Here is an 11,798-nt window from a genome sequence, read left to right on the forward strand (position 1 = left end):
CATGAGCACATATCGCATCCAGGGCGCCACCGGTGACTGGGAGGTCGTGATCGGCCTTGAAGTCCACGCGCAGGTCACGTCCAATTCCAAGCTGTTCTCCGGCTCGGCCACGGCCTTCGGGGCGGAGCCGAACACGCAGGTCTCGCTGATCGACGCGGCGATGCCGGGCATGCTGCCCGTGCTCAACGGTGAGTGCATCCGCCAGGCCGTGCGTACCGGCATGGCGATCGACGCGCAGATCAACAAGTGGTCGCGCTTCGACCGCAAGAACTACTTCTACGCCGATCTTCCGCAGGGCTACCAGATCAGCCAGCTCTACCACCCGATCGTGGGCGAGGGCTCGCTGACGATCGAGGCGGACGAGAAGGCGGGCATTCCCGAGGCCAAGGTCATCGGCGTCGAGCGCATCCACGTCGAGCAGGACGCCGGCAAGCTGATGCACGACCAGCACCCGACGATGTCCTACGTCGACCTCAACCGTTCGGGCGTGGCGCTGATGGAGATCGTCAGCCGTCCCGACATGACCTCGCCCGCCGAGGCCGGGGCGTACCTCTCGAAGCTGCGCACGATCCTGCGCTACGTCGGCTCGTGCGACGGCAACATGGACCAGGGCTCGATGCGCGCCGACGTCAACGTCTCGGTGCGCCGCCCCGGCGAGGAACTGGGCACCCGGACCGAGACCAAGAACGTCAACTCGGTGCGCTTCGTCATGCAGGCGATCGAGCACGAGGCGAACCGCCAGGTCGACGTGATCGAGGGCGGCGGCAAGATCGTCCAGGAAACCCGCCTGTTCGATCCCGGCACCGGCTCGACGCGCTCGATGCGCTCGAAGGAAGACGCGCACGACTACCGCTACTTCCCCGATCCCGACCTGCTGCCGCTGGTGCTGGAGGACGCGTTCCTCGAGGACTGCCGCGCCTCGCTGCCCGAACTGCCCGACGCCAAGCGCGCGCGCTATGAAGGCGAGCTGGGCCTGTCGCCCTACAACGCCGCCGTGCTCACCGCCGACGTCGACACCTTCCGCTGGTTCGAGGCGCTGCTCGCCGAGACCGCGCTGGCGCAGGGCAAGCAGCCCGCCGAAGTCGCCAAGCAGGCGGCCAACTGGCTGATCTCGGAACTGTTCGGCGCGCTCAACAAGCTGGGCAGGTCGCTGGACGATTCGCCGGTGAACTACGAGCAGGCGGCGGAACTGCTGGCGCTGGTGGGCAAGGGCACGATCTCGGGCTCGATCGCCAAGCAAGTGCTGGAGACCATGCTCGAGACCGGCGAAGGCGCCACCGTCATCGTCGAGCGCGAGGGGCTGAAGCAGGAATCGGACACCGGGGCCATCGAGGCCAAGGTGGACGAGATCCTCGCCGCCAATGCCGACAAGGTCGAGCAGTACCGCGCCGGCAAGGTCGCGCTGTTCGGCTTCTTCGTCGGCCAGACGATGAAGGCGATGCAGGGCAAGGCCAACCCGGGCGTGGTCAACGAAATCCTGAAAGCCAAGCTGGGCTGAGGATCGGGTTCAGGCCGCTCCGCACCGGGGCGGCCTGTGATTTTCACGAATGTTGCCTGTGTGTAACACGCCGGCGATGTTGCGCATTCAGGGCCGCCACCGACGGCCGATCCGGTAACAATCCGCTTGTCTTCGGCCAAGCGGATGTTATCGATCTGCCCAGAGGGGACGGGGGTCTTTTCAAGAATTACGCGGGCCGGGTGCAACACAGCGCCGGTTTCGCCATGCGAGCTCACCTGGGGGGGTGAGGGGGTTCCGGCACTGCGCCCATTGCGCGCGCGGTGCCGGGCTTTCTGCCGAAACGGCCGACCCAGCCCCAAGCCCATGTGCCCGGGCCGGCAGTCCCGGCCTGCGCCGGGACGAGGCGGCTATACCTGCCGCGTTCCCGTCAGTTCCATCGAACCGAACATGCCCGCCTTGATCCTGCCGGTCAGCTGGTCGCCGTCGATGGTGGCGGTGCAGTCGAGGTCCATGGGCATCGGCACGGTCATCTTCATCGACCACGCGAGCGTCTGGCCGGCGATGCGGCCGTCGGCGATGTCCATGCTGCCGAGGTCGCCGGTGATGTTGCCGGTGAAGCTGTCCCCGGCGCCCGGCACGATCGTCAGCACACCCTTCTGGCGGCCGAGCGGGGTATTGGTCACGCAGTCGTAAGTGCCTGCAACGGACATCGTCATTCTCCTTGCTCCTCGGCGCCCTCGTCGCCGGTCGCGGCGGGTGCCGGGCGCACTTCCACCGGTAAACCGAGGCCCGCTAGCTGGGGTTCCACCACCTTGCGGTCACCGACGATGACCCAGGTCAGGTCGGTCGGCTGGAGGTACTGCCCGGCCGCCGCACCGATGCGCTTCGCGTCGATGGCGCGGTAGGTGGCCGCCAGCTTGACGTAGTAGTCCTCAGGCCGGCCGAGGCGGTCGTTCTTGACGATCGCGGCGAGCACCGCGCCGTTGGTCTCGAACTGGTTGGGCAGGCCACGGATCGCACCTTCGGTGACGCGCTGGTACTCGACGGCGGAAACCGGCTGCCTGGCCGGGAAGGCGGCCATGTCCTTGATGATGGCGCGGACCGAATCGCCGGTGCGGTCGGCCTGGACGGGCGCCACGACCTGCAGTGCGCGTGGGCCCATCGACTGGCTGATCCGGCTCGCCACGCCGTAGCTCCAGCCCTTGTCCTCGCGGATGTCGAGGTTGAGGCGCGAGAGGAAGTTGTTGCCGACCACGTCGTTGGCCAGCGCCAGCGGCTCCTCGCCCGGCGCAGTGCCGGTGAGGGGCAGCACCCGGCCCGCGTAGATCACCGACTGCGGCGAATTGGGCCGGTCGATGAGCACGATGCGGGCGGCGGGAGCGGGCGTCTGCGTGTCGAGAGCCTTGACCGGCCTCGGCGCGGCGGGGGCCTTCCAGCCGCCGAGCGCCTTTTCCAGCAGGGGTTTCAGTTCCTCCATCGTCACGTCGCCGACGACGGTGATCCGCGCGAGGTCGGGGCGCAGCCACTTGGCGTGGGCGGCGCGTAGCGCGGCAGGCGTCAGCGACTCCAGCGCGATCCGGGTGCCGAGACCGTCGGCCGGCTGCGCGTAAGGGTGGCTGCCGTAGAGTTCGGCGCCCAGCGTGCGCGCGGCGAGCGCGGACGGGTTCGATTCGGCTTGCGACAGTTCGGCCTCGGCCTGCCCGCGGGCGCGGTCGAAGTCGGCCTGCGCGAAGGCGGGGTGCAGCAGCAGGTCGGCGGTCAGCGCCAGCGAAGGCGCGAGGTTGGCGCTGAGCGCGCTGAGCGTCACGCTGCTGGTGTCGGGCGTGGCGCCGGTGCCGACCGAGGCGCCGAGGCGCTCCTGCTCCTCGGCGATCTGGGTGGCGTTGCGCGTTTTCGTGCCTTCCTCGAGCATGCCCAGCATCAGGCCTTGCGTGCCCGGCGTGTCGAGCGCGTCGGCGGCGTAGCCGGCGTCGAAGTCGATCGAGAGGACGAGCTTGGGCACGGCAGTGCGGCGGGCGAGCGCCACCGGGATGCCGTTCGACAGCGTGGTGCGCTCGATCGCCGGGAAGGCGAGTTCGCCGACGGGGGCCACCGGCGGCGATGCGCGCTTCGGTGCAGGGGCGAGCTTCGGTGCCTTGGCGCGCGCGTCGGGGGAGGGCGCGGGGTTGTCCTTCTCGTCGCCCCAGCCGCCCATCACGTTGCCGCTGTCGGTGCGCGGGCCCGGCACGATGGCGAGCTTGTAGACGGGGCGGCCGAGCCACTTGCGCATCGCCGCCTGCACCGCGCCCGGCGTGAGCGCGGCGATGGCCTGGAGGTCCGCCTTGTACTTGGCCGGATCGCCCGAATAGACCTGACCCTCGGCCAGCGTGCTACCCTTGCCGGAGAAGCCGCCGACCTGCTCCAGCCCGCCGATCTCGCCGGAAAGCGTGCTGACGACGGCACGCTTCACCTCGTCCGTGCTCGGGCCCTTGTCGAGGAAGTCGGTGAGCACCTTGTCGAACGCGGCTTCGGCGGCGGGGCGCTGGACGCCCGGCTTCACGTCCATGGTCATGTCGAGGATGCTGATCTGCTCGAACACCTGCGCCGAGGCGCTCACCGAGACGGCGAGCTGCTGCCCGCGCACCAGCGCGTTGTCGAGCCGCGAACTGGCGAGGCCGCCGAGCACGGTCATGCCGATGCGCAGCGCGGGGGTGTCGGCTTCGTTGAGGCCGGGGCCGCTCCACTGGCGGGTGAGGCGCAGCACCGGCACCTGGTCGGCCATGTCGCGCGAGATCGGGGCGGCGAGAGTGACCGGGCCGGCCTGGACCGGCGCCACGGCAGGCCCCTTGAGGATCGCGCCGAACCACTTTTCGACCTTGGGCCGCGCGGTTGCGGCATCGACGTCGCCCGAGAGGACCAGCACGACGTTGTTGGGCCCGTAATGGTCGGCGAACCACTTGCGCACGTCGCCCAGGCTGGCGGCGTCGAGGTCGGCCATCGAGCCGATGGTGGAGTGGCGGTAGGGGTGGCCGACCGGGAACAGCCCGTCGGAAACGGCGTATTCGGCGAGGCCGTAGGGCTGGTTGTCGCCCTGGCGCTTCTCGTTCTGGACGACGCCCCGCTGCTTGTCGAGCTTGTCCTGGGTGACCGCGGGCAGCAGCGCGCCCATACGGTCGCTCTCCATGAACAGCGCGAGGTCGAGCGCGCCGGTGGGCACGGTCTCGACGTAGTTGGTGCGGTCGTACCAGGTCGAGCCGTTGGTGGGCGTCGAGCCGGCGGCGTCGAGCGGGATGTCGAAGTTGGGCACGTTGGCCGAGCCGCCGAAGAACAGGTGCTCGTAGAGATGCGCAAAGCCGGTCTTGCCGCGCGGCTCGTTCTTGGAGCCGACCTTGTAGTACATCGTGACGGCGACGATCGGCGACTTGCGGTCGGTGTGGACGATCGTGGTCAGCCCGTTGGGCAGCACGAACTTCTCGAACGGGATGTCCACGCGCGAGACCAGTTCCTGCGGCGAGGCGGCGGCGGGCGTGGGTGCCTGGGGGGGCGGGCCGGCATCGGCGACCGGGGAGCCGGTCGGCGTCGTCGTCGCGCAGGCGGAGAGGGAGAGGGCGGCGGCCAGGGCGGTCAGGCTCGGCGTGGGGGAAAGTCGCATGGCCGGGAGGTTAGCAGCTTGTTTCGCAAGGGCCAGAGGCAAACGGCGGAGGCTCGCGGGTCTTCAGGCGCGACCCGGGAAAAGCAAATCGGCACACGCCGGAAGACCCAATCCCGTCGTCCCCGCGCAGGCGGGGACCCCGCTTGTTCTTTTGGCGTCGCGCGGAAGGGAGCGGGGCCCCCGCCTACGCGGGGGCGACGGCGATGGGGCTGATTCACGCGATCTTGCGACAGCGTGGGGCCGTCCGCGCCTCAACCCTTTTTGAAGATCTGCCCCGAATCGAACAGCGTGATGCGCCATTCGCCGTCCTCGCCGCGGCGGCATTCCATCTTTACGTCGGCGACCGCGAGCGGGTCGCAATAGGTGTCGAAAGGTCCGTCGCCCAGCGCCGCAAAGAACACCAGCAGGTAACCGACCCTGGCGTGGTCGTCGTCGTCGAAGCTGACGCGCAGGGAGGTGATGATGTGGCGCATGGTCATCAGGCCGGCGCCCGCGCGCATGGCCTCGGCGCGGCCCTTGTAGAACGCCTCGACCGCTTCCAGCCCTTCGCGCCACTGACCGCCGACGTTGTAGCGCACGTCTTCCGCCAGACAGTCGGTCTCGCGCATCGACAGGCCGTTGTGGAGGTCGAGCTCGTCGCCCCATTCGTAGACCACCTGCTTGACCGCAAGGACGTCCGCTGCCTGCTGGGGGGTGAATTTCGCCACTTTGTGCCTCTTCCCTTGGGGTTATTACCGGGAGGCTAGGCCAGCGGGCTCGCCCGCGCCAAGCCTTGATCGGCCGCAGGGCGCATTACCGCCCCGACGAAGTACCTCTGGCAATTCTCTGGGGTAATCCCATCTTGCTGCGGGGCACCTCGGCAGGGGAGGAATTTTTGCTGGCGAGCCCTTGTGTTGCATATGTGCAACACCATATCGACGGGATCAGGAGGCAGTTTCCAACATGAATCTCGAAAAGTTCACCGACCGCGCCAAGGGGTTCCTCCAGGCCGCGCAGACCGTCGCGATCCGCCTGAACCACCAGCGCATCGCGCCCGAGCATGTGCTGAAGGCGCTGCTCGACGATCCCGAGGGCATGGCCGCCGGGCTCATCAAGCGCGCGGGCGGCAACCCCGTGTTCGCGACGCAGGAACTCGACAAGGCGCTGGCCAAGGTGCCGGTCGTCTCGGGCAGCGGTGCGGCTGGCGCCCCCGGGCTCGACAATGACGCCGTGCGCGTGCTCGACGCCGCGGAGCAGGCCGCGACCAAGTCGGGCGACAGCTACGTCACCGTCGAGCGGCTGCTGCTTGGTCTGGCGCTCGCCACCACGACGGGGGCGGGGCAGGCGCTCAAGGCCGGCAACGTGACCCCGCAGTCGCTCGAAGCCGCGATCACCGAGCTGCGCGGTGGCCGCACCGCCGACAGCGCAGGCGCGGAGAACGCCTACGACGCGATGAAGAAGTACGCCCGCGACCTCACCGAGGCGGCGCGCGCTGGCAAGCTCGACCCGGTCATCGGCCGCGACGAGGAGATCCGCCGCACCATCCAGATCCTAGCGCGGCGCACCAAGAACAACCCCGTCCTCATCGGCGATCCCGGCGTCGGCAAGACCGCCATCGCCGAGGGCCTCGCGCTGCGCATCGCCAACGGCGACGTGCCCGACAGCCTCAAGGACCGCAGCCTGATGTCGCTCGACATGGGCTCGCTGATCGCGGGCGCCAAGTACCGCGGCGAGTTCGAGGAGCGCCTGAAGGCCGTGCTCGACGAGGTGAAGGGGGCGGACGGCCAGATCATCCTGTTCATCGACGAGATGCACACCCTGATCGGTGCGGGCGCGTCGGAAGGCTCGATGGACGCGGGCAACCTGCTCAAGCCCGCGCTGGCGCGCGGCGAGCTGCACTGCATCGGGGCGACCACGCTGGATGAGTACCAGAAGTACGTCGAGAAGGACGCGGCGCTGCAGCGGCGTTTCCAGCCCGTCTTCGTGGGCGAACCGACGGTCGAGGACACCATCTCGATCCTGCGCGGGCTCAAGGAGAAGTACGAGCTGCACCACGGCGTGCGCATCACCGACGGCGCCATCGTGGCGGCGGCGACGCTGTCGAACCGCTACATCACCAACCGCTTCCTGCCCGACAAGGCGATCGACCTCATGGACGAAGCCGCCAGCCGCATCCGCATGGAGGTGGAGTCCAAGCCCGAGGAGATCGAGAAGCTCGACCGCCGCATCATCCAGCTCAAGATCGAGGAGATGGCGCTCGGCAAGGAGACCGACCAGGCTTCGCGCGACCGGCTTGAGACCTTGCGCGGCGAACTCGGCAACCTCGAGCAGCAGTCGAGCGAGCTGACGACCCGTTGGCAGAACGAGCGTGACAAGATCGCCGCCGAGGGCAAGCTCAAGGAACAGCTCGACGCCGCGCGCATCGAGCTGGAACAGGCGCAGCGCTCGGGCGACCTCGCCAGGGCGGGCGAGCTGTCATACGGGCGCATCCCGTCGCTGGAGAAGCAGTTGGCCGAGGCGCAGGCCTCCGCCGGCAACGCCCTCCTGCGCGAGGAAGTGACCGAGGACGATATTGCCGGTGTCGTCAGCCGCTGGACCGGCGTGCCGGTCGACAAGATGCTGGCGGGCGAGCGCGAGAAGCTCCTCAAGATGGAGGAGGCGATCGGCGCGCGCGTGATCGGCCAGAAGGACGCGGTGATCGCCGTGTCCAAGGCGGTGCGGCGTGCGCGGGCGGGTCTTCAGGACCCGAACCGGCCGCTGGGCTCGTTCCTGTTCCTCGGCCCCACGGGTGTCGGCAAGACCGAGCTCACCAAGGCGCTCGCCGGGTTCCTGTTCGACGATGACACCGCGATGGTGCGCATCGACATGTCCGAGTTCATGGAAAAGCACGCGGTCTCGCGCCTGATCGGCGCGCCTCCGGGCTACGTGGGCTACGACGAGGGCGGCGTCCTGACCGAGGCCGTGCGGCGCCGGCCCTACCAGGTCGTGCTGTTCGACGAGGTCGAGAAGGCGCATCCGGACGTGTTCAACGTGCTGCTGCAGGTGCTCGACGACGGGCGGCTGACCGACGGGCAGGGCCGGCTGGTGGACTTCACCAACACGCTCATCATCCTGACCTCGAACCTGGGCAGCCAGTACCTGAGCCAGCTGGACGAAGGGCAGGACGTGGACGTGGTCGAGCCTCAGGTGATGGAAGTGGTGCGCGGGCATTTCCGGCCCGAGTTCCTCAACCGCCTCGACGAGATCGTGCTGTTCCACCGGCTCGGCCAGGCGGACATGGCGCCGATCGTCGATATCCAGGTGGCGCGGGTCCAGAAGCTGCTCAAGGACCGCAAGATCGTGCTCGACCTCACCGACGCCGCCCGGCGCTGGCTGGGGCGGGTGGGTTACGATCCGGTCTACGGCGCGCGGCCGCTCAAGCGCGCGGTCCAGCGCTACCTGCAGGACCCGCTCGCCGAGAAGCTGCTGGCGGGCGAAGTGCCCGACGGCTCCAACGTCCACATCGAGGACGGCGACGGCGCGCTGGTCATGACGGTGAGCTGAGGCTCGCCACAAGCGGCGGATCGGGAGGCCGGCGGGGGAAACCTTGCCGGCCTTTTCCGTGGCGGGTGCAGGCGCAAAAAAAAAGGGCGGCCTCCGAAGAGACCGCCCCGATTTTTCTGCTTTGAGCCGAGGAGACTTTAGAAGTCGACCTTGGCGCCGACGCGCAGGTAGCGGCCGATGATGTTCGGACCCGCGAAGGCAGGGTTGTAGTTGTAGATGCCGTAGGCCGCGTTCACGTCCACCGGCGCCTTGATGTCGAACACGTTCAGGACGTTGGCGTAGATCGTGAACTTGTCGTTGATCTTCTGGTTGATCGACAGGTCGACGTTCCAGATGTCCTTGCTCTTGCACTGCACCGGAGTGCCGTCCTCGTAGGAGATCAGGCCGAGATCGACGTTGCCGGTGCAGTCGTCGGGATCCATGCCGTAGTCGATCTGCGCGGTGTTCACGCCCTTGGTGTAGTAGGCCGTCAGAGTGACCGAGGTGTCCTTGTACACCAGGGTGTTCTGCCAGGTACCGCGCCACTTGGGAGCACCCGAGCACGACGTGATGTTGCACGGGCTGAGCGTGCCGTCGTAGCGCAGGGTCTCTTCACCCGTGTTGAGCTTGTACTTGAGCGTGTAGGACGCATCGAGCTGGCTGATCAGGGTCAGGGAGTCGGTGATCGGGTAGCTCGCGTTGATGGCGAAGTCGATACCGCTGACGGACTGCGAACCGGCGTTCTGGTAAGGCGTCTGGATGAAGCCCAGGCGCGGCAGGGCATCGGGGTGCGCATCGTCGGGCGTGCCCGGAACGACGACCGTGTTGGGAAGATCCACCACGCCGTTGTTGCGGTAATAGGCATCCACGTAAGGCTGGATGTTGGTCACGCCGGTGATCAGGTTTTTGATCTTGATGTGCCAGAAGTCGACGCTGAACGACACGTTGCGGATCGGCTCCACGACGACGCCGGCAGTGAACGAGGTCGACTTTTCGGGCTTCAGCGACGGGTTGCCGGTCTGCGTCAGGCCGATGCTGTAGGTGCCCTGGGTGTAGTCGCCCTGAGATCCGTCGGCATTGGCGTGCGATGCGCAGTACGCGGTGTAGACTTCGCAGTTGATGCTCTGGTTGCCCAGGTAGCCCGTGGTCGGCAGGCCGAACGCTTCGTTGAAGCTCGGGATGCGGAAGCCCTTCGAGAAGGTGCCGCGCAGCACGAGTTCGTCAACCGGAGTGACCTTGACGCCGAGCTTCGGCGAGAAGTTCTCCTGGCCGGTCGAGTACTTGTCGTAGCGGCCCGAGGCGGTCAGCTCGACCTGCTCGATGACCGGAGCCTGCAGTTCGAAGAACGCCGACTTGACGTTACGCGAACCTTCCGCGCCCACGGCGTTGATCGAGTAGTAGCGATCGAACGGGTTGGCGTCGTTGGCGGGGTTGGCCGAAGGCGAGTCGATCGACTCCTTGCGGTAGGCGATGCCGACGGCTGCCTGCAGCGGGCCACCGGGGAGCTGGAACAGGTCCTTGGCGAGAGTGCCCTGCGCCTGCCACAGCTTCGACACCGAGGTGTTGCGGCTGGTCGGGGCGATGTAGTCCCAGACGTCCTGCGAGTTCGACAGCGGGTTGACGAAGTCGAATGCGCCGGTGGCGGCCACGTCCATCACCCGCGACGGGATGATGTAGTTCGACTGGATGCGCTTGAGGCGAACTTCCGAAGCCGTGAAGTTCACGCCATAGCGCCAGTCGTCGCCGAACGAACCGTCGACACCGGCCACGCCGCGAAGGGCGCGGGTATGGGTCTCGTCGGTACGACCGTAGGGCGAACGCAGGAGGACCTGGGCGCGCTGGCCGGCGGCGGCATAGGGGTTGTTCGGGTTGAGCGTGCCGTTGGCGGCGTTGCAGCCCGTGTTCAGGCTGTTGAACGTGCCCTGGCCGGCGGCGCAGACGTAGACCGGCAGCAGGACGTTGTAGGCGGTCGGCTGGACCAGGCCCGGCGTGGCGGCCGGCGTGCCGTTGAGGCCCAGCGGGGTCAGCGACGCGAAGGTGTTGGTCTGGTAGAACGTACCCATGGCGTAGAACTGGGCGCGGTCACCCAGGTTCACCGTCACGCGGCCGGTGAGGCCGTAGCGCTCGATGTCCGGCTGGAGCATCTGGTAGTCGTTCTGGTAGTCGACTTCGCAGACGCCGTTGATCGGCGCGGTCGGCGAGGTGCCGATGTTTGTGTTGAGCGGGTAGTTGCCGCAGCCCGTTGCCGAGTTGAGGTAGGTGAAACGACCCGAACCGGTGTTGGCGGCGCCGGTGACCGGGCGGATCAGCGAAACGCCGGGGATCGAGAACAGGCCGTTGAACACGCCCGATTCCGGCGTGTAGCCGTTCCAGTTGTGGTTCGCCATGCAGCTCGTGCCGGCATCGTTGCAGACGCCGGTCAGGTCGGTCGAGTTGTACGGATAGCCGCGGTCACGCGCGTAGAGCGCATCCTGCTTCTGGTATTCGCCCGAGAGGTAGACGTTGAAGCCCTGCTCGGCCAGGTCGCCGTAGCCGACGGTCAGGTCGATGCGCTGCTCGCCGTAGTCACCGCGGTCGGAAAGACCCGCCGAGCCGTTCGCGTGAACGCCCTGGATTTCCTTCTTGGTGATGATGTTGACGACGCCGGCGATCGCGTCGGCGCCGTAGGTCGACGAAGCGCCGTCCTTGAGGACTTCGATGCGCTCGATGATGGCGTTCGGGATCGAGTTGAGGTCGACGAAGTTGCGCTGGCCGTCGTCGGCGAGCGGGTAGGGAGCAAGGCGCAGGCCATCGACGATCGACAGCGTGTTCTGCACGGTCAGGCCGCGCAGCGACGGGGCGTTGGCGCCGGCCGCGAAGTTCGAGCCCGTGTTCCAGCCGCCGGCGATGGTGCCGGCGCCGTTGGCGCTCAGGCGCTGGATGGCTTCCGAAGCGGTGTTGATGCCGCGCTGCTGCAGGCTTTCCGACGACAGGATGGTCACCGGCGAAGCGGTTTCCTTGGCGGTCTGGCGGAGCAGCGAGCCGGTGACGATGATGACGCTCGAATCGTCAGCAGCTTCGTCGGCGGCCTGGGGGGCGGTGTCCTGCGCGTATGCCGTGCCGCAGAGCAGTGCGAAAGCCGTAAGGCTCGTCGCGCCCCGGAGGGCGGCCTTCTGGATCGTTGTTTTCACTTTTGTGTCCCTTGTTGCTTCGTTCGCCTTCCAGGAG

At 67.7% G+C, this 11,798-nt stretch carries 6 protein-coding genes; 2 read left to right on the forward strand and 4 right to left on the reverse strand.

The features are described 5' to 3' along the window. Position 1: 1 nt before the first annotated feature. Entirely contained in the window at positions 2 to 1,498 is a 1,497-nt protein-coding gene (gatB, locus tag AC07M9_RS03260) for an Asp-tRNA(Asn)/Glu-tRNA(Gln) amidotransferase subunit GatB (RefSeq protein WP_494881274.1), read from the forward strand. Positions 1,499 to 1,866: 368 nt separating this feature from the next. Here the strand turns inward: gatB and AC07M9_RS03265 are convergent, their stop codons facing one another. From AC07M9_RS03265 to AC07M9_RS03275, 3 genes are all read right to left on the reverse strand, one after another. Further along, positions 1,867 to 2,169, reverse strand: a complete 303-nt coding sequence (locus AC07M9_RS03265) for a hypothetical protein (RefSeq protein ID WP_494883880.1) — start codon at positions 2,167 to 2,169, stop codon at positions 1,867 to 1,869. 2 nt (positions 2,170 to 2,171) lie between these two features. After that, positions 2,172 to 5,090 (reverse strand): M16 family metallopeptidase, encoded by a 2,919-nt coding sequence (locus tag AC07M9_RS03270; RefSeq protein WP_494881275.1) that lies wholly within the window; start codon positions 5,088 to 5,090, stop codon positions 2,172 to 2,174. A gap of 251 nt (positions 5,091 to 5,341) precedes the next feature. Further along, positions 5,342 to 5,797 carry a nuclear transport factor 2 family protein gene (locus tag AC07M9_RS03275; protein ID WP_494881276.1) on the reverse strand — a complete coding sequence of 152 codons (456 nt, stop codon included), beginning with the start codon at positions 5,795 to 5,797 and terminating at the stop codon, positions 5,342 to 5,344. Positions 5,798 to 6,032: 235 nt separating this feature from the next. Here AC07M9_RS03275 and clpB point away from each other — a divergent pair, with 235 nt between their 5' ends. Further along, positions 6,033 to 8,612 carry an ATP-dependent chaperone ClpB gene (gene clpB, locus AC07M9_RS03280; protein WP_494881278.1) on the forward strand — a complete coding sequence of 860 codons (2,580 nt, stop codon included), beginning with the start codon at positions 6,033 to 6,035 and terminating at the stop codon, positions 8,610 to 8,612. Between the two features lie 137 nt (positions 8,613 to 8,749). Here clpB and AC07M9_RS03285 read toward each other — a convergent pair whose 3' ends face one another. Further along, positions 8,750 to 11,761, reverse strand: coding sequence for a TonB-dependent receptor plug domain-containing protein (locus tag AC07M9_RS03285; protein ID WP_494881279.1), 3,012 nt, complete (start codon positions 11,759 to 11,761; stop codon positions 8,750 to 8,752). Between the last annotated feature and the right edge of the window lie 37 nt (positions 11,762 to 11,798).

Source organism: Novosphingobium sp. GW821-FHT09E05 (assembly GCF_059416165.1).

What these genes read in the sequence shown, in the direction of transcription:
- AC07M9_RS03265 (WP_494883880.1), bottom strand. Translation starts at nt 2,169, where the DNA reads ATGTCCGTTGCAGGCACTTACGACTGCGTGACCAATACCCCGCTCGGC.
- gatB (WP_494881274.1), top strand. Translation starts at nt 2, where the DNA reads ATGAGCACATATCGCATCCAGGGCGCCACCGGTGACTGGGAGGTCGTG.
- clpB (WP_494881278.1), top strand. Translation starts at nt 6,033, where the DNA reads ATGAATCTCGAAAAGTTCACCGACCGCGCCAAGGGGTTCCTCCAGGCC.
- AC07M9_RS03270 (WP_494881275.1), bottom strand. Translation starts at nt 5,090, where the DNA reads ATGCGACTTTCCCCCACGCCGAGCCTGACCGCCCTGGCCGCCGCCCTC.